Source organism: Bacteroidota bacterium, assembly GCA_016194975.1.
GTDB lineage: Bacteria > Bacteroidota > Bacteroidia > Palsa-965 > Palsa-965.
The window spans coordinates 125760-145171 of record JACQAM010000012.1 but is presented as its reverse complement, the minus strand read 5'-3'; the positions used below and the strand labels follow the sequence as shown (position 1 = coordinate 145171).

Here is a 19412-nt window from a genome sequence, read left to right as displayed (position 1 = left end):
GCCCTATGTCTCTTTGAGTTCGCCAAGAATAAATTTCCGCAGCATCCCCAATGCCATTACAGAAGCGCGGAGAATATTTCTTTCCCTGTTATCGCCGAACTGCATTTTTCTCGAGAACGTTCCTTCCGCTCCTGAAACCGCCATCCAGACTGTTCCGACAGGTTTTGCAATTGTTCCGCCGGAAGGTCCTGCGATACCGGAAGTGGAAAGTGCGTAATCGGTATTGAATTTTTTTCTCGCGTGTTGTGCCATCATGCGGACCACTTCTTCGCTCACCACGCCATGTTCAGCAATTATTTTTTCCTGAATACCAAGTTCTTTTGTTTTCACTTCATCGGCATAGGAAATAATTCCTCCTTTGAAATAATCGGAACTGCCGGGAACGGACGTGATGAGATGCGCGATCATTCCGCCTGTACAGCTTTCTGCAAGTGCGAGTGTTTTTTTTGCAGAACGCAAAAGATCGCCCGCAACTTTTTCGATCGTATCATTCTCATAACCGAAAATATATCCGCCAACGAGAGGTATCAGTTCTTTCGATTTTTTATTGACGCATTCCGTTATTTCTTTTTCATTCACACCCGACGCACTCATGCGCAGGCGCACCATCGCAGGCGAAGGCAGGTACGCAAGTTTGATATCGAACAGTGCCAGGCTTTTTTCCCAATCAGCAATTCGTTCTGCCAGGATCGATTCGCCGATACCGAGTGTGTGAACGGTTTTGTGATAAATAAAGGGCAGAGAGAATTTTTTCTTCAGCATCGGGATCACTTCATCCGACATCATCCCTTTCATTTCGTAAGGAACGCCCGGCATGGAAATAAAAATTTTTTCATCCTGCTCGAACCACATTCCCGGCGCTGTTCCGTTTTTATTAGCGATTGCAATGCATCCGTCAGGAACCTGTGCCTGCAGGCGATTCACTTCATTCAGCGTTTTTCCGTAGCGAAGAAAAAATTTTTCCACTTCCATCAGAATCTTTTCATCCGTTCTCCATTTCATTCCGAAATATTCACACAACGTTTTTTTTGTGATATCGTCGTTCGTGGGGCCGAGTCCGCCGGTGATGATGATAAGATCGGAATGGAGTTGAGAATAATCCATCGCCTCACGAATTGCTTTTTCGGAATCAGAAATACAGGAAGAACGCACCACAGAAATTCCTGCAAGTCCAAGCTGTTCACCGATCCAGGCGGCGTTGGTATTGATGACCTGCCCTATAAGCAATTCATCGCCGATACAAATTATCTCTGCTTTCAACGGAAGTAAAGTTAAACAGCTTCTCAAGAAAAACGACGCTCCGGAAAATTGGCAAACAATTTGTAGGTTTGTCATTACATCATAAGAACAACCATGAAAAAAATACTTCTTCCATCCCTGGCGTTTGTGATCATCCTGGTGGCCTGCACTGATCTTAACAAGACGGTCAACGACATCAATAAACAGATCACCACTACCACAGGAAATCTGCCCGGATTATCCAATGACGATATTGTTTCGGGTTTGAAAGATGCGCTTACGCAGGGTGCTACCAAAGCGGCTCAGCGTGGTTCCGCCGTTGACGGATTTTTTAAGAATCCCAAGATCCATATTCCTTTTCCGCCCACTGTTCAGAATGTAAAAGACTGGGCGATCAAATTCGGCATGCAGTCGCAAGTGGATAAATTCGAAGAAACTTTGAATCGCGCAGCAGAAGCAGCAGCAAAAGATGCCGCAGGAATTTTTATTGACGCAGTAAAAACAATGACGGTTACCGACGGACTTTCGATTCTGAAAGGTGCCGATACTGCGGCGACACATTTTCTCCGGGAGAAATGTACGTCTTCACTGAATGTGAAATTCAAACCGACGATCCACAATGCAACTCAACAGGTGAAGCTTACTGAATACTGGACACCGATCACCACCGCCTACAATAAAATTCCGGGGCACACCGCAGTGAATACCGATCTTGATCAATACGTGGATGACCGCGCTGTAGATGGAATTTTCAAATTAGTGGGTGAAGAAGAAACAAATATCCGCACAAACCCTGCTGCACGTGCAACTGATATGATGAAAAAAGTTTTCGGTTCAAAAGATAATCCGCACAATCAGTAAAGAAAAAATAATTTTAAAAAAAAGTCGTCCTCACTAAAAGGGCGACTTTCTTTTTTCAATAAAACCGGTATGCTCCGCCGAGATTTACACTTTCAAAATCGGCGTAGTGCGGTTTCAGGCTCAGCACAGGAATTCTCGAGTGATTGACGATCTGTTTAGCCACTGCACTCATCATCCAGGTTTCAAGTTCCGATTCTTCATCAGCAAGGATCATGATCAGGTCGCCGTTTACTTCATCAGCATACCTGAGCGCTTCTACTGCTAAATTATCGCCGCTCACCGTTTTTCTCGAAAAAGCCAATCCTGATTTTCTGATCGCTGATTCCACGGTATCCAGGATGATATGCATTTTTTCTTTTGCATGTTCTTCCTTTTCCTCGATCAATCCGAGGATGTGAATTTTCGATCCGAAAAGAGAACCGAGATCAGTGGCTACAGAAACTTTTTCTCTCGAATGAATCGAATGCTCAATGGGAAGAACAATGTTCGAGTACCCGAGTTTAGTTGCATGTTGCTGAACAGAAATGACAGGGCAAGGAGCAAGCGCCACCACTTTCTGTGCGGTGCTGCCGATTATCCGTTCGTTAAAACCTGAAACACCATGCGTTCCCATAAAGATCAGATCGATGTTTTCGTCTTTTGCAATCTGCACAATTTCGCCGGCAACCTTACCGGTAGCACTGAATGCTTTTGCTGCAATACCATATTTGTTTTTTACCTCGGTTACCGTATCCGATAACTTTTTTTCCACCATTTTTCTCATTTCTTCCCTATCATCGATGTGCATGATCGGTTCAGGGATTTCATACTGGTATTCGTATGCAGGAACAACATGAACGATAAGCAATTCCGCTTTTGTAAGTCGCGCAACAAAAGATGCATGCTCAATAGCAAGTTGTGCCGTTTCAGAGAAATCGGTAGGAATGAGGATCTTTTTTATATGTAGTTTCATGACAGTTGAATTGATCATAACAAAGTAAAAGCAAAACAAAAAAATTAACACTGACCAAATTCAGTTTTCCGGCTGACATTTGTAAATGCAAAAAGCCCCTGTGAGTAAACGCAGGGGCTTAAAAACTCTCACCGCCGGAGCGGAAAGAGAAAAAAAATTAGTACGGCAGGAATTCCGCCAGATCCTTTTTAGGTGTTGGTACAATAGACAGAACGGGAATATCCGAGCGATTGATGATCTCCTGTGCAGCCGAACCGATGAAAAGTTCGGTGATCTCCTGTTCCTGCTGCGTCATGATCATCAGCAGATCGCCTTCTACTTTATTGGAATAATCGATGATGATCTGGCCCAGTGATTCTTCTCCTTTGATTCCTTTGATGATCTCAGCGGTGCAACGGATGCCTGCTTTTTCAACGAAAGCTTTTACCTGTGAAAGCTGGCGGGTAAGACGGTTCACGATGAACTCGTCGGTAGTGAAAAGGACAGAAACAATGCGGATGTCGGCTCCATACATTTTTGCAAATTCAATAGCGCGGGCAACTTTCTCTCTTGTTTCTTTGGTAAGGTCTAGCGGTAAAACAATATTCCTGCAACCATCGCGGTGGTGTTTTCCTTTGATGGTGATGACCGGAACTTTTGATTCGCGCACCACGCGCAATGCATTCGATCCTATGAAACGGCGGCGAAGACCGGTAGATGAACGACCATTGGTTCCCATTACAATAAAACTTGCATTGAGCATTTCCGCCACTTCAGCTACTTTATCGTAAACTGATCCGTGTGCAACTACTTTTTCGCATTTGATCCCTTCATTTTTCACTATGCCGTCCATCAGCTCATCAAGTTTACCATTGATTTCCTTTTTCATTTCTTCATCCTGCGCACTTGCAGATTTGCGGCTGAATATTCCCTGGCTTTCTATAACATATAATAGCGCAAGATCGGCACCGATCATTTTTGCAAGGCGTGTTCCCTGGTGCAAGGCGATCATGGATTGTTCACCAAAATCTACCGGGACAACAATTTTCTTGGGAGCTGTACTCATAGTTTCTTTTTTTTCAGGGGTTTTAATCAGATTTTTTTAGAAAAGTAGGGCAAAAGTACATAAAAAAGGGACTCCGGCAAGAGGTAAAATTACCTGTGACTGTTTGTAAATGAGTAACGAAAAAAAATAGTTTTCCTTGCGAACAAAATGTTCTTGCCGGCATCATCGCTTAATCTGTAATCTTGTAATCTGTAATTTGTAATCTCATGAGTAAAACCATAGCCGAATCAGAACTCATTCTCAATCCCGACGGAAGTATTTATCATCTCCACCTCCGGCCTGAAATGATCGCGGAAAATATTATTGTGGTAGGTGACCAGGACCGCGTGGAAGATGTTTCTGCGCATTTCGATTCCATTGAATTCAAAATAAAAAACCGCGAGTTCATTACCCATACCGGAATTTTCCGTGGAAAAAATATCACCGCACTTTCAACAGGAATCGGAACAGACAACATTGACATTGTACTCAACGAACTCGATGCACTCATCAATATTGATCTTCATTCAAGAACAGTTTTGCCAGTGAAAAAATCGCTCAACATCGTTCGCATCGGAACTTCCGGCGCACTACAACCCGATATTCCTGTCGATAGTTTTGTGGTTTCTTCTCACGGTATGGGACTTGACGGACTACTGAATTATTATGCAGGACTCGATCTGTGCGACGAAGCGGGGATCGCAAATGCATTTATGCAACACGCAGGATGGATGAAAGGAATGCCTTATCCTTACGTGGTGAAAGGTTCTGAAAAATTAATTGCTCTCCTCGGAAAAGATCAGATCAAAGGGATCACAGCTACCGCTCCCGGATTTTATGGCCCGCAGGGTCGACAGCTCCGCCTCGCTCCTGCCCTGCCCGACCTCAATGAAAAACTCGGAAGTTTCCGGTATAACGATCTTCGTGTTACGAATTTTGAAATGGAAACATCAGCGCTGTACGGACTCGGAAAATTACTCGGCCATCAATGCTGTACTGTTTGCGCCATTATCGCGAATCGTGTTGCCCGCACCTACAGCAAGGATTATAAACAAACAGTTAATTTGCTTATCCGTCACGTTCTTGAACGTTTGGCTGTGTAAAACTCCGTTAAACTTCCAACTAAAAGGACTCTGAACACGTATATTTGTTATAGACAGTTTTCCGTTTCTATAACATGGATAAGACCGAAGTCAATGCATTGATCAGCCTGCTTGACGATCCCGATGAGCAGGTCTTCAACCAGATCAAGGATAAACTCCTTTCCATGGGAGCCGACGTAATTCCTGTTCTCGAAAGCGCGTGGGAAAATTCATTCGATTCTGTTTTGCAGCAGCGCATCGAAACCATCATTCACAAAATTCAGTTCGATCACATTCGCCTCAGTTTGCGCGAATGGTCTTTGCCCGAGCAACAGGATCTGCTCACCGGCGCTCTTCTCATTGCAAAATACCAGTATCCCGATCTCGATGAATCGCATGTGCGGAAACATATTGAACAGATCAAACAGGATATTTGGCTTGAGCTGAATAATAATTTAACGGCGCTCGAAAAAATCCGCGTTATCAATCATATTCTTTTCGATGTACACGGATTCAGTGCAAACACTACGAGCTACCACGCACCGCAAAATTCCTATGTCAATAATGTGCTTGAATCGAAAAAAGGAAATCCTGTTTCACTTTCCATCATTTATGCCGTAATCGCGCAGGACCTCCGCATTCCTGTTTATGGCGTGAATCTCCCTGAACATTTTATTCTCGCTTACGTTGATACTGCAAATGGCTTCAAACCCGGCGATGAAAATCCCGATCGCGTTTTATTTTACATCAATCCTTTTTCGCGCGGCGCACCCGTGAATAAAAAAGAGATCGATTCTTTTCTCCGCCAGCAGAAACTAGAACCGAAACCGGAATTCTACACGCCGTGTTCGAATCTCATGATCATTCGCCGTTTGCTGAATAATCTCATTGCCGCTTATGAAAAACTCGGCTATCCGAATAAAGTGGATGAACTTAAAGTGTTGTGGAAAGCGTTGGAAGATTGAAAATTCTGGATTTTAGATTCAGGGATTGAGGTTGTATTCAGGCACAACCTTTAAAAATCAACATTCAACGATCAAAACTCAACAATCAGAAAATTTTCCCAATCGTTTTAAAAATAATTTTCAGATCGGTCCCGAAACTTTTCTCTTCCATATATTTTAAATTCAGTTTTATTTTTGCCGGCATCACTTCTTCTACATATTTTTTTTCAGGATCCGCAGCTTTCGCCAGCAATTCATTCTCATTCGAATATTCGATCGAAGCATAATCGGTAATTCCGGGTTTTATTTCAAGTACGCACTTCTGCTCACGTGTGTACATGTCCACGTACCTGCGCACTTCCGGGCGCGGCCCCACGAGCGACATTTCTCCAATGAGAACATTCACCAGTTGAGGAAGTTCATCCAGTTTGTATTTGCGGAGAAAATATCCCACACGCGTCACACGAGGATCTTTTCCGCCGACCGTGAGCAATCCTTTCTCATCTGAACCGGGGCGCATGGTCCGAAATTTCCAGAGACGAAAATCTTTCCCGTTTTTTCCAACGCGCAATTGCGAATAGAAAATTGCACCCCGGCTTGTAACAAGAATAAGAATGGAAATGATGAACAGGAATGGAAAAAGAATAACGAGGCCAAGAAAAGAACAGGTTATGTCGAAGATCCTTTTCATGATCATTTTGCGCCGGCCACTTCAAGAACAGAAGTAACCACTGCTTCGAGAACGGTTTTCACCTGCTCATCCGAAAGATGGTAAAAAACAGGAAGTGAAATTTCCCTCGAAAAATTGTTGTAAGTCACCGGGTAATTCCTGATATCATAACCGAGTTTTTTATAGAACGACATCATGGGCACCGGGATGAAATGCACATTCACACTCACCTCCTTTTCAAAAATTTTCTGAATAATGAGATCGCGCTGCGTTTCAGAAATTCCTTTTATGCGAAGCGGGTAAAGATGACAGGAAGAAAAATTATCACCTCGTTTCATGACCGGCAACTCAGCCCATTGGTACGCCGACAAAGACCAGTTGTACTGATCAATAATTTTTTCGCGTTTCACCAGCATATCAGAATCGTAACGCTCCAGTTCCACTAAACCTATCGCGGCCATAATATCCGTCATGTTGCATTTGTAACCGGCTTCCACAACATCGTATTTCCAGTTTCCCCTCTGTGTTTTTGCAAGCGCATCTTTATTTTGCCCATGAAGCGTTTTCACACACAGCTCACGATAAATTTCTTCATTGTTGAACGGCGGAGGAAGACACAATGCAACTGCGCCGCCTTCTGCAGTGGTAAGATTTTTCACAGCATGAAAAGAAAAAACGGTGACATCGGTAAGCGATCCTGTTTTTTTTCCTTTATAGATGGCACCTATAGAATGTGCCGCATCACTCAACACAAGAATTCTTCCGAGATTCTTCTGCACCTCATTCGCTGCATTGAACTTGCCCGCATTTCTTTTTGCAAGCGCATTGATCGACGCATAATCGCAGGGCCATCCGCCGAAATCAACCGGCATGATCACTTTTGTTTTTTCTGTGACTGCATTTTCAATTGCAGCAACAGAAATATTAAAATCATCGGCATTCACATCCACGAACACGGGCGTTGCGCCACAGTGCACGATCACGTTCGCAGTCGCGGAATACGTGTACGCGGGAAGGATCACTTCATCGCCTTCTTTCACACCGAACCAGCGCAGAATAATTTCGAGTCCGGCGGTTGCGGAATTCAAACACAACGTAGCAGGCGCACCATAATATTCCGAAAGTTTTTTTTCGAACAGTTTTGTTTTCGGCCCCGTTGTGATCCATCCCGACCGGAGTACTTCCGCAACGGCGTCAATTATTTTTTCATCGATACGTGGTGGAGAGAAAGGGATCATTCAGTGTTTACTTTAGTATCGTTCTTCTTGCAGAGAAAGAAAAAGAAGGCGTTAAAAAATCCGTAGAAAATTGTTCCGGCTTGCGTTTCAAACATTGATTCCACCAGTAAATTCATTCCGACAAGAAGAATGAACACTAAGTAAAGATAATTCCTGTTCCACAATGCGCCCCATGCTGGCCATATAAATGCGGCGAGGAGCAGCAATAAAGCTGCTATACCTGCCATAAGCCAGACCTGAAGAAATTCGTTGTGTGCATTTAGGTTATGTTCGTAGGCAGCGTCGATCTGCTTCTCCCTGTATTTTTTTTTCAGGACATTTTTTACATCACCTACTCCTTCGCCGGTTATCCATCCGTCACGAAGAATTTCAAGGCACGCTTTCCAAATCTGCACACGCACTTCCGATGACTCCGAACCTTTGCCGGTAACATGTACCTCTTTCAAATGGGTGATATTATAACTTGCATTGAATATCCGGTCATTGGCTCTTGTAATAATTACTTTATTGGTAAAAAAATAAATTGATCCTGCTCCCACTACAATCATCAACGTTGTTATTCTGTATTTCGATCCGGGAAGAGATAACAAGGCAAATACGGGAAGTAGTATAGCAGCACAAAGAATCCCGGCCTTGGATTGCAGCATGGTAATAAAAAAAATCAGGTAAAGAAATGCGATCACCAAAAGTGCAACGACAATTTTTTTCATTTTCCGGTCTAACATACGAATTGCGATGAGTGCAGCAAGCGTTGCATACATGGCCATATAACTTGGATGGATGTAAAATGAAAGTTCTCCGTAAAATAATTTGACGCGATCGTGTGTAAGGTGATAATGATAAAGAGAGTGACAAAAACAGATCAGCGAAGCAAGCAATACACCGGTAAGAAACAAAAAAAGCACGCTCCTGGTTTCCTGTTCTCTCATTGGCTTGCCGACCGCAAACAAAAGCGGAAATCCGATGAGCGAAAGTTTTACCTGCAACGAAATCCATCCTTCAGAAAAGTCCGACGTGTAGAATAAAGAAATGCAAAGCAGAATAAAAAGTGCTCCGAACAATACTACTGCTTTTATATTTTCTTTTGACCAAACGGGCTTAACAAATATTATTCCCGTTATTATTGTGAATAAAAGAAGTACAGCAAGCAGTGAGACAGCGAAAAGATACAAAGGCATCAGCAATGCCATGGCGGCAACCAGAAAAAATCGCAAGCGATAAAAAAGTTCAGTCTCCATGAAAAATAAGGATCGCCAGGAGCACTTTTTATTCGCATCCAGACTCTTTGGATGCTTATACTTTGCCGAACCAGCGAAATCCCACATCTTTGCTATTCCTATAAAGGTATGGACAAAATAAATGGCAAATTTTCTCAAACGTATCGATAATTTTTTCTTCGGCTCTCTTCAGCACCATTACGCAAGAAGTCTGGAAAAAGAATGCGCAGGGTGTGACACACTTCTTGATGTAGGATGCGGCTCCGATTCACCGGTAAAATTTTTTACAAAAAAAATAAAAAAGGCAACCGGCATTGATATGTTTCAGCCGTCGATCGATAAAAGCAGGCAGGCAGGAATTCACCATGATTACAAACTTATGAATGTGATGGAAATGACAAAAGCATTCCGGGAAAAATCATTCGATGTAGTGGTGGCATCTGACCTTATTGAGCATCTTGAAAAACCCGACGGAATAAAACTCATGGAGATGATGGAAAAACTTGCGAGAAAAAAGGTGGTCATTTATACTCCGAATGGTTTTCTGGAGCAACGCGAATATGAAGGCAATAAATTACAGGTTCATTTATCCGGATGGGAGGTAGAAGAAATGAGGCAACTGGGTTACAAGGTATTTGGTATCAACGGATGGAAACCGTTACGTGGGGAATTTGCAGTTGTGAAATGGTGGCCAAGGATTTTCTGGGGAAGGATTTCATTGTTGACTCAGAAGAGAATGTTTGCCCGTCCCGAAAAAGCTTTCGGTATTATGTGTGTGAAAGAATTCAATTGATCAACGGCTTGAACCGGTTCGTCCCGCTGATGGTTTTTTGCCCATCAGAAAAAAATGGAATGCTCCTTCGAGGTACCCGCTACCGTATGCGAGGTGCAATATCCAGAATGAAAATACGATACGGAAATATCTGCTGAATTTTTCTGAAACCGGGATTGCTGCAGCTAAAGAGGTCAGTAAATAAATTGCGATAACAGCGAAATAAACTAACCTTACTTTAAAAATAAAACAAGAAACAATTGCTCCTGCAAAAAGAAAAAAAACAAAAGCAGGAGGAGCAAGTTGCCTGGGCGTAGTCAATGCTCTGTGCTTTTTATTCACATAAACCTTCCAGTAGCCGTATTGAAAATATTGCCGGAATAATTTTCCTGTGGAACCCCGCACGTAGTATTTTGCTTTTATTTCTTTCGATAATTTAATCCGGTAACCTGATTTCAGAACGCGATAATTGAATTCATCATCCTGGTTCCGCACCAGTTCCTCATCGAAAAATCCGGCCTTTTGAAAAACTTCCCGTTTGTATGCGCCAAAAGCAACTGTATCTACATATCCTTCTTTCATTCCTGTCCGGAAGTGCGCATTTCCAACACCGAAAGAAGAAGACATTGCCGCTGCGATTGCGGCAGAAACTTCATCTTCAAAAATATTTTCGAGAACCCCGCCTGTGCAACCCAGCTCTTTTTCCTTCGAAAGTAATTCATAACATCGTGCAAGATAATCGTGGTACACCTCGGCATGCGCCCCAAGGATGATGATGACTTCGCCTTTTGCATTTCTTATTCCAAGATTCAGAGCGTGTGGCGTAACATGGTATTTATTTTCCAGACAGATTAAATTTTTATGTGCTGATGCTATTTTTTTTACAACTTCAATTGTTCCGTCATCACTTTGACCGTCACACACAATTATTTCAAATTCTCCGTACGTAAAATCAGATTGCAACACAGAGCCAATACATCCTGCAATGTATTTTTTTTCATTGCGGCATGGAATTATTACTGATACCGCAATCATATTAAAGTGGTATAAATGCGTATCATTTCGTCCACGTTGTTTTTCCATTCATACTTCTCCTTCACTTTTTTCCTTCCGGCATTGCCCATGCGAATCCGCAAGTTTGGATCTGCCAATAATTTTTCCATTGCAGTAACAGTGGCTCCCAAATCGTTTACCGGAACACGTAACCCATCCATTCCGTCATCAACAATCTCCGCGAGTCCGCCGGTTTCACTTACTATTACCGGAATCCTGCACGCCATAGCTTCCAACACAGACACACCGAAACTTTCTTGTTTTGAAATATTAATAAAGACATTGATCTGTTCCATCCATTCCGGAATTTTATCATGATCGATTTTCCCGGCGAAGGTTACGCTGCCAGAAAGACGAAGCGCCTTCACTTTTTCCTCCAGCATTTTTCTTTCCGTTCCCGTTCCGACGATCAGGAGTTGCAGATTTTTTTCCGGATATTTCTCCCGTATTGAAGAAAATGCACTGATCGCAAGCGAAACGTTATAAACCGGCTCAAGGGATTTTACAATGCCGAATACCATTCTATTTTTTTCATCGGTATTCTTTTTTTCTTCTTTACAAAAAACTGCTGTATCAACCCCGAATGGAATGACATAAACTTTCTTATCAGTGAATTTTTCCATTGAACGAACGATGGTAGGACTGGTGGCCAGGAGGAGATCGGCATAAAAAAAATTTTTTTGAAGAATTTTTCGCGCTAATTTTCCACGTTTTGGGAAATCCATTACATCACTCCCCCAGGATGATATGATGAGCGGATGAAAACCGCTTTTCCTTCCCAGTAATCCATAACTACTCGCATAATGTGAATGGACGATGTCGGGTTTGAATTCGCGGATAATCTTTTTTAATGCAGGGATCAAACTGAAATAACTGAGTTTGCCGGTCAGGCGCCCGTGAAATTTTCCATCGGGAACAGCGCTTTGGTCATAGATCGTAATGTTCTCCGTCTTTTCCGCCCAATTATTGCTGTTCTTTCTCATACTGAAAATTCCAATGTGAATTCCCTGCGCAGCAAGTGCGAGTGCCCATTTGTGCGTGTGAGCAGAACCGGAATCGGCAAGAAAGAGAATTCTTTTTTTCATCAGAGAATGGCACGATCATTTTTAAAAACGAAAAGAAACCATTTTTTCATCGCATAAGTATACGCCTTTCTTTTTGCGCGAAAGAGCGGAGTGAACGGCGAAAGAAAAAAGAAGATAACCACACGAACACCGATAATGATAAAAAAAAATACTGCTGAGAAAAAAAAAGAACCCTGGCTTCGGTGTTTCTTTGTGAATTTAAGCTTGCTCACCAACTGATTCGGAATGGTAATTCGCAAATTCTGAACAGCACTTTTCCCACTATGATGAATTATTTCTGCTCCGGGAAAAAATATACATTTTGCCCCCGATCGTTTCGCACGATAGCAAAGATCGGTATCCTCCATCCAGAACATTCCGGAATCCAATCCGCTCGTCATCTCATATATTTTACGAGGAAAAAATAACGCCGCTCCCGATAAAGCTTCCGGATAAAATTCACGGCTAAACATATCCTTTGAATAAAGCGGTCCGGCTAAAATATTTTTCAAATAAAAAATATCGAGAAAAAAATGAAAGAGGTTTTCTATTTTCCATGCTGAGCGCTGCAAAGATCCATTTGTATTCAACAACAGCGGGCCAACTATACATTCGTTCGCTTCCTTTTTACACCGATCCATTAGCAACTGCAGCGCCCCTGCTTTTATTTCTGTATCCGGATTCAACATCAGAAAATATTTTCCATTTGCGATTTTGAAACACCGGTTATTCCCTTCCGAGAAGCCCAGGTTTTTTTCATTCTTAATGAATCTTACACTTTTGAATTCAGAACGCATCATTTCTTCGGTACCGTCGGAGGAACAATTATCAGCAACGATGACTTCAAAAGTAAAATCTGTTCTCTCCGGTAATATGGAAAGAAGGCATTTGCGAAGAAAATCCCGCACATTATAACTGACTATGACCACGGAAAGTTCAGGAGCCATCTGTCTTCTCCTTTCTTTCATTTTCGCTAATCCCGATGATCAGCCAGTAAATAAAAATATAGGGCGCAAAATCATACACATTACTAACGATGGACTGGGCGTTGGTCGCCAGGAAAATGGCAATGGCAAATGAACTTACAGAAGATGGATTTCTTCGTGCACGCACAAAGGCAGGAAAGAAATACGAGCAACAGAAAACAAGATAACTGGCAACGCCGAAAATTCCTGTTTCACAAGCGAGCTTCAACAACCATCCGTCGGTACTATAACGTGCAGCCGGAACAGTAGAATGAACCAGATACCTGAAAGCTACCGCACCTGCTTTTCCGAGCCCGTATCCCCACGGCCGTTGCAAAAAATCGTGCCATGTAACTTCCCACCTGTTCACCCGCGATACGCCATTAACCAACGAAACGGTATCGGCTGTAGAAGAAAAAATCCATTGCAATAATTTCATACTCCCGGTGGCGTAAAATGAAACTGCTGTTGAAATAATGATCATAGAAATAAAAATAACGAGAGAAAATTTCCATTTACGGTGCAGCACTGAAAGAAAAATGAATCCAATTAATAAACCGAGAATGGGTCCGCGGGAAACGCTCAGCATCAATCCGGCAAATGGTATTGTGAAAGCAATGAGATGAAGGAAATTCCCCCCAGTCAGATATTTCCAAGAGTACCACAGGCAGGTCATTGAAGCAAGTGTTCCGAATAATACCGGTGTCCATAGAATGGATCCCATGCGTGGAATAAAATAGGCGCTCTGTATGTAACCGGATCGTGCAGCTATTTCTCCGTTTAAAAGCGGAAACAAAAAATAAATGATTAACCCGATGCCGGAGAAAAAAAGATTTACGAGCATCAGTTTGTCAATAATGTTTTTCCGGTTGTCTTCGCCGGAAAAAAAAATTCTTCCACCGAAATAGAATAGCATTGGCAGGTAGGTAATGCGGAAAGCCATAAGAGAATACACCGGTGACATCGCCAGTATAAATCCATAGATTGTATTAAGGAAGATGAATAGAACGAAAATATTATCCGTGAGAGTGAGAGAAATATTTTTTTCACGAACACCGGAAATAAATTTCAGCACAAGGAATCCCGCGAGAAAAACAACAAGCACATCGGGAAAAACTGTTACAACAACCTGGAAAACTGTATGCATTTCACCCGTACCCGCGAGCAACATACGCAAAGACGGAAACAGCCACAGGAAACAAAAAATTCCGGAAATAAAATTCCCTGTTCTTCTGGAAGTGATAAGTGTATTCAATTTATAGTTAATAAGAACGAAATTACTTCATTCTTTCCCAGCCTGATCTTGCCGGTCATGTGAAAGTTTTAGACTCTTCGTGTTGATAATTTCCATTCGCAGATTCACGCATTCCTTGCAGATTAAGTAGGTTTACCGGAGCGCCAATGTCAACACCGAAAATTGCATTCCTCACTGCAGCAGACCCGCAAAACAAACGCGCCTGGTCAGGTATTCACTGGTATGCAACACGCGCATTACAGAAACATATCGGTGAAGTACATCCATTGGGACCCTACCAGCCAGCATTTTTATATAACTCCGGAAGAATTATTTCTAAACTGATACGAAATTTTAGTGGAAAAAATTTCGACTATTCTCATTCCATTCGGCTTGCAAAAGCGTATGGAAAATATTTTAACGAAAAACTCAGGGAGAATAATTTCGATCTCATTTTTTCTTCTGCTGCATCTTCTGAATCTGCTTTCATAAAGGAGGGATTACCAATGTACTACCTGGCGGATGCAACAGCTGCATCGATGATCGGTTACTATCCTTATTTTTCAAAACTTACATCTTCCTCCCGCAGACAGCTTCTTGAAGTAGAACAACACGGAATTTCCCGCGCAGATCATCTTTTATATGCTTCGGAATGGGCTGCGAATTCAGCAGAAAAAGATTTCAACGCTCCCGCCCGAAAAATCTCTGTTATTCCCTTCGGAGCCAATATCGATGAAATTCCACTTGTTGATTCGGTTCTTTCTAAAAAATATTCTGATACCTGCCGCCTGTTATTCCTCGGTGCTCAATGGGAAAGAAAGGGAGGCCCTGTTGCCGTGGCAGCCCTCCGTGAACTTCATAAAATGGGAATACCTGCTGCGTTAACCGTTTGCGGCTGTATTCCTCCTGCTACTGTTGAAGAAAAAAATATTACGATCATTCCTTTTCTGGATAAAAGTAATCCTGCAGAAATGGAAAAATTCAGGAACCTTTTCCTTCAATCAGATTTTCTAATTCTTCCAACCCGCGCAGAATGTTTTGGTATTGTTTTTTGTGAAGCTTCCGCCTATGGAATTCCTTCTCTCGCAACGAACACAGGCGGAGTGACCGGTGCAGTGCGTGAAGGGGTGAACGGTTTTCTTTTTTCTCCTGATGCAGATGGAAAAATTTATGCAATGCGTATTGCTGAAATATGGAGCGACAAAAAAAAATACACCGATCTGTGCATTTCGTCACGAAAATTATTTGAAACAGAACTCAATTGGGATTCGTGGGCGTTGCGTGTGAAGAAGTTGCTTTAAAATTGTTTGCTGTAATTTCTGTTCAGCTATTACCAACGAGATGGGGATATTTATGAAAATTCAGGAGCAGCCATTTCGGAAACGAATTATCCAGTTCCACAAAACAGTAATGAAAATCACGGCCGAAAATATCACGGCCGTTCCTAATTGCCTCTGCGATCTTCCCCGGGTCTTTGAATTCTGCTTTGTTGTATTCGGTATGCGCAAAGGATTCCAGTTTGGTGATGATGCGATCCACGCCGCCGAGATAACTGAAATGCCAACCGCCTTCATTGATGAATTTAACCTTAGTGCCTTTCAATTTGAAAATGATTCTCCATGCGAGGCGGTGAAGCGTTTTTACATGAAACCATGCCATCAGTTTCATACTGTTCTCTCGAAACACCTGCACAGAATTCCGGATATCTTTCCTGTGGATGAGAACCGTGCCATTCCATTTATAATTTCCCTCACTTTCATTTTTGCAATTGATGAAATAATAAAACATTCGCATTCGCATGATCTTCACCCCACTTTCATCTTTATGCTTCATCACTTGTAAAGGATCAGGGATCTCATCAAGATCCGAGATCATCACTACATCTTCCGGTTTCGAATTTTTCAATCCTATGAGAATTCCATTTCGCTGATGATGTTCCAGCACCCATGAATTTCCAGAAGGGTTTTCAGGAAAAGTATTGACGATTATATGAATGATCTTCGGAAAAAATTTTTCGAAACGTTTTTTATTTTCATTGAAATGAAGCGGCTTCTCTTTCCCCTGGTGTGTTTTTGTGGATTCCACCAGCACGAATTTATCTACAATGCCATCGAGAATATTCAAACGGATCTCGAGAAGATCGAGTTCATTGAAAAAAGTAAAACAATCGTAGATCATACTTTTCGGATGAGGGAAAGATTCAGTGATAAAATTATCAAAACGATCGCGACTGTTGCCTGCGAAATTCCAACGAGCAATAGCGCATGTTGAGCTGAGAATTTCAGATAAGCGCTGATCACCAATGAGAAAATCAGAAAGAATGCGCCGATGAGCGTTATGATCAATACGCTTCTTTGTTTTCCAACAATAGATGCGACTTGTTGTACAGGAGCGCGAGAAAGATCGAACATGATCCAAACAGAAAGTATGCGCGCATATTCTCCGGCTTCTCTCCACTTTTCGCCGAACACGAGCGCAAATAATTGAGGGCCGAATGCGAGAAGAACTACAGTAACAGGAATTCCAAGTAACAATGAATTGAATGCAGTTTTGCGGGTGAACCCGGCGAGATCACCGTTCTTCCTGTAGCGATCAGAAGCTTCCGCGAAATATACATGCGCGACCGGAAGCACGATCAGACGCATGGGTACTTGCAACACCCGCATACATTGCCCGTAAAGCCCCGCTTCTTTATCTCCATAAGTATGCTGAAGAAAAATAACGATCAGACTTAACTGAAGAATATCCACGAATCCCTGGATGATATTGATCTTCGGAAATTCGCTGTAGCGCCCAAATACATCTTTGTGTTCTTCGTTCTTCGCTTTGAAAATGTGAAACTCTTTGTGATGACGGATCACAAGTAATAGAAGAATTACAGAAATGATTTGTGATGCGAGCGCTCCCGACAACAATCCCCATGCACCTAATGAAAAAGCCGCAAGCGCTACTCCTCCATTCACTACCGCTTCCGCAATTCTCACCCATGAAATTCTGTTGAATCGTTTCGAACGCACATTCCACATCCAGAAAAGCTGGGTACACGTCAGGAAAAAAGAAGACGGCCCGATAAACCAGAGCCAGTCGTGAATTTTCTCATTCGCGTAAAGTCCTCTTTCCGCCAATAGAAAATTTACAACGGAAAGTAAAATAACAAGAAGAGAAACGATGGTGTTAATGCGTAAACCAAGCGCAATAAGTTTTCTTGCATCATCATCCGTCTTCGCCGCGACCACCGCCACATCGAATTTGAAACAGGAAATTACAGCAACGAATCCTGTGAGCGAAAGAAAAAGTGAAAGCACACCGAACTGATCGGGTGTATAAATTCTGGCAAGAAAAATATTTAGCCCGAAGTTGACAACCTGCGCAATAATGGTCGCAGAGACCATCGTCGCCAATTGTTTTGCAAGATCAGACTTCAGGACTTTTCCTAACACTGTTTCTTTAGATAGATGAGAGAAACTATTCTAAAAAGTTTTCGGTTCACTGTTGTCGGTTTTCGGTTCGGGAAAAACTGACAACGGCAAACCGAAAACTGAAAACTGTTATTTAGCGTATCCCACTGCTCTCGTCTCGCGAATGACCGTGACTTTTACTTGTCCCGGATAGGTCATTTCATTCTGAATTTTCTGCGAAATATCGAGTGCAAGTTTTTCTGCGTCTTTATCCGTGACTTTATCCGAAGCGACGATCACGCGCAACTCTCGGCCCGCCTGTATCGCGTACGTTTTATCAACGCCCTGGTAAGAGAGCGCGAGTGCTTCCAGATCTTTCAGCCGCTTGATGTATTGCTCCACGATTTCCCTGCGTGCACCCGGGCGCGCTCCCGAGATCGCATCACACACCTGTATGATCGGTGAGATCATCGAATTCATTTCTATCTCATCGTGGTGAGCGCCGATCGCGTTGCACACCTCCGGCTTTTCTTTGAATTGCTCAGCGAGTTTCATTCCGAGAATTGCGTGCGGCAATTCCGGTTCGTTATCAGGAACTTTTCCGATGTCATGCAAAAGCCCTGCACGTTTTGCTGCTTTCACATTCAATCCGAGTTCGCCGGCCATGATCGCGCAGAGATTCGCCACTTCGCGCGAGTGTTGCAGAAGATTTTGTCCATAAGAAGAACGGTATTTCATTCTGCCCACCATGCGAATGAGTTCGGGATGCAAACCATGAATTCCCATATCAATGCAGGTACGTTTTCCTGTTTCTATGATTTCATCTTCCACTTGCTTCTTCACTTTTTCAACGATCTCTTCGATGCGCGCGGGATGTATGCGCCCGTCCGTCACGAGCTGGTGCAGCGCAAGGCGCGCGATCTCGCGTCGCACGGGATCGAACCCGGAAAGAATAATTGCTTCCGGAGTATCATCGACAATAATTTCAATTCCTGTTGCCGCTTCGAGCGTTCGGATATTTCTTCCTTCGCGGCCAATGATGCGGCCTTTCATTTCATCGTTCTCGATATGAAAAACAGAAACAGAATTTTCAATCGCATGTTCCGTCGCTACACGCTGAATGGTTTGAATGACGATGCGTTTTGCTTCTTTGTTCGCAGTCATCTTCGCTTCATCCATTATTTCTTTCACATACGCCATCGATTCCGTTTTCGCTTCGGCCTTCAGTGATTCCACGAGTTGTGCTTTGGCAGTATCGCCCGACATTCCGGCTATCGCTTCGAGTTGCTCCACTTGTTTACGATGCATTTTGTCAATGTCATTCTGTTTCGCCGCAACGAGTTCCAACTGGTGTTCTACATCTTTGCGCCGTTTGTCGAGTTCAGTTTCTTTGCGCTTGTTCTCTTCTATTTTCTGATTCAGCGTTTGCTCTTTTTGTCGTGCGCGATTTTCTGCCTGCTGCACGCCGTGATTTCTTTCATTGACAGATTTTTCGTGTTCCTGTTTCAATTGCAGGAATTTTTCTTTTGCCTGCAGGAGTTTCTCTTTCTTCAGAGCTTCGCCGTCGGCTTCTGCCTTGGCTAATTTCTCTTTCGATTTTTTTGTTATTGCACCACGGAGAATGGTGGCAGTAACAATGATCCCGAGAAGAAGAGAACCGGCTCCGGCAATAATGGCCATGATGATCGGGTCCTTGAAC

General features: G+C 42.9%; 18 protein-coding genes. 5 read left to right on the top strand and 13 right to left on the bottom strand.

Annotation, left to right across the window (positions count from 1 at the left end):
• Positions 1-3: 3 nt before the first annotated feature.
• Positions 4-1335, bottom strand: coding sequence for a competence/damage-inducible protein A (locus HY064_09315; GenBank protein MBI3510853.1), 1332 nt, complete (start codon positions 1333-1335; stop codon positions 4-6).
• Positions 1336-1353: 18 nt separating this feature from the next.
• Between HY064_09315 and HY064_09310 the strand changes: the two genes are divergently transcribed.
• Complete coding sequence (locus tag HY064_09310) at positions 1354-2100, top strand: DUF4197 domain-containing protein (protein MBI3510852.1); 747 nt, start codon at positions 1354-1356, stop codon at positions 2098-2100.
• Positions 2101-2155: 55 nt separating this feature from the next.
• Here HY064_09310 and HY064_09305 read toward each other — a convergent pair whose 3' ends face one another.
• Entirely contained in the window at positions 2156-3052 is an 897-nt protein-coding gene (locus HY064_09305; protein ID MBI3510851.1) for a universal stress protein, read from the bottom strand.
• A gap of 157 nt (positions 3053-3209) precedes the next feature.
• Positions 3210-4097 (bottom strand): universal stress protein, encoded by an 888-nt coding sequence (locus HY064_09300; GenBank protein MBI3510850.1) that lies wholly within the window; start codon positions 4095-4097, stop codon positions 3210-3212.
• A gap of 206 nt (positions 4098-4303) precedes the next feature.
• Between HY064_09300 and HY064_09295 the strand changes: the two genes are divergently transcribed.
• A complete protein-coding gene (locus HY064_09295; protein MBI3510849.1) occupies positions 4304-5179 on the top strand; it encodes a nucleoside phosphorylase in 876 nt (291 codons plus the stop codon).
• A 74-nt stretch (positions 5180-5253) separates the two neighbouring features.
• Positions 5254-6123, top strand: a complete 870-nt coding sequence (locus tag HY064_09290) for a hypothetical protein (protein ID MBI3510848.1) — start codon at positions 5254-5256, stop codon at positions 6121-6123.
• 85 nt (positions 6124-6208) lie between these two features.
• Here HY064_09290 and HY064_09285 read toward each other — a convergent pair whose 3' ends face one another.
• From HY064_09285 to HY064_09275, 3 genes are read right to left on the bottom strand one after another with little or no spacing between them, the layout of a single operon-like run.
• Positions 6209-6793, bottom strand: a complete 585-nt coding sequence (locus tag HY064_09285) for a sugar transferase (protein MBI3510847.1) — start codon at positions 6791-6793, stop codon at positions 6209-6211.
• A gap of 2 nt (positions 6794-6795) precedes the next feature.
• Positions 6796-8010 carry a DegT/DnrJ/EryC1/StrS aminotransferase family protein gene (locus HY064_09280; protein MBI3510846.1) on the bottom strand — a complete coding sequence of 405 codons (1215 nt, stop codon included), beginning with the start codon at positions 8008-8010 and terminating at the stop codon, positions 6796-6798.
• Entirely contained in the window at positions 8007-9248 is a 1242-nt protein-coding gene (locus tag HY064_09275; GenBank protein MBI3510845.1) for an O-antigen ligase family protein, read from the bottom strand. Before HY064_09275 ends, HY064_09280 begins: the two co-directional genes overlap by 4 nt.
• 121 nt (positions 9249-9369) lie before the next feature.
• Here HY064_09275 and HY064_09270 point away from each other — a divergent pair, with 121 nt between their 5' ends.
• On the top strand, positions 9370-10020 hold the full coding sequence (locus tag HY064_09270) for a class I SAM-dependent methyltransferase (protein ID MBI3510844.1): 651 nt from the start codon (positions 9370-9372) through the stop codon (positions 10018-10020).
• On the opposite strand, the gene HY064_09265 is transcribed toward HY064_09270, so the two are convergent.
• From HY064_09265 to HY064_09250, 4 genes are read right to left on the bottom strand one after another with little or no spacing between them, the layout of a single operon-like run.
• Positions 10021-11034 carry a glycosyltransferase family 2 protein gene (locus HY064_09265; protein ID MBI3510843.1) on the bottom strand — a complete coding sequence of 338 codons (1014 nt, stop codon included), beginning with the start codon at positions 11032-11034 and terminating at the stop codon, positions 10021-10023. It abuts the gene before it with no gap.
• Positions 11031-12137 (bottom strand): glycosyltransferase, encoded by a 1107-nt coding sequence (locus HY064_09260; protein ID MBI3510842.1) that lies wholly within the window; start codon positions 12135-12137, stop codon positions 11031-11033. Before HY064_09260 ends, HY064_09265 begins: the two co-directional genes overlap by 4 nt.
• Complete coding sequence (locus HY064_09255; protein MBI3510841.1) at positions 12137-13084, bottom strand: glycosyltransferase family 2 protein; 948 nt, start codon at positions 13082-13084, stop codon at positions 12137-12139. Before HY064_09255 ends, HY064_09260 begins: the two co-directional genes overlap by 1 nt.
• Positions 13053-14228, bottom strand: coding sequence for an O-antigen ligase family protein (locus HY064_09250; protein MBI3510840.1), 1176 nt, complete (start codon positions 14226-14228; stop codon positions 13053-13055). The genes HY064_09255 and HY064_09250 overlap by 32 nt, the downstream gene beginning before the upstream one ends.
• Positions 14229-14482: 254 nt before the next feature.
• On the opposite strand from HY064_09250, the gene HY064_09245 reads away from it, so the two are divergent.
• Positions 14483-15616 carry a glycosyltransferase family 4 protein gene (locus HY064_09245; protein MBI3510839.1) on the top strand — a complete coding sequence of 378 codons (1134 nt, stop codon included), beginning with the start codon at positions 14483-14485 and terminating at the stop codon, positions 15614-15616.
• Between the two features lie 22 nt (positions 15617-15638).
• Here HY064_09245 and HY064_09240 read toward each other — a convergent pair whose 3' ends face one another.
• From HY064_09240 to rny, 3 genes are all read right to left on the bottom strand, one after another.
• Entirely contained in the window at positions 15639-16493 is an 855-nt protein-coding gene (locus tag HY064_09240; GenBank protein ID MBI3510838.1) for a hypothetical protein, read from the bottom strand.
• A complete protein-coding gene (locus tag HY064_09235; GenBank protein MBI3510837.1) occupies positions 16490-17755 on the bottom strand; it encodes an oligosaccharide flippase family protein in 1266 nt (421 codons plus the stop codon). Before HY064_09235 ends, HY064_09240 begins: the two co-directional genes overlap by 4 nt.
• Positions 17756-17863: 108 nt before the next feature.
• Positions 17864-19393 carry a ribonuclease Y gene (rny, locus tag HY064_09230; protein ID MBI3510836.1) on the bottom strand — a complete coding sequence of 510 codons (1530 nt, stop codon included), beginning with the start codon at positions 19391-19393 and terminating at the stop codon, positions 17864-17866.
• Between the last annotated feature and the right edge of the window lie 19 nt (positions 19394-19412).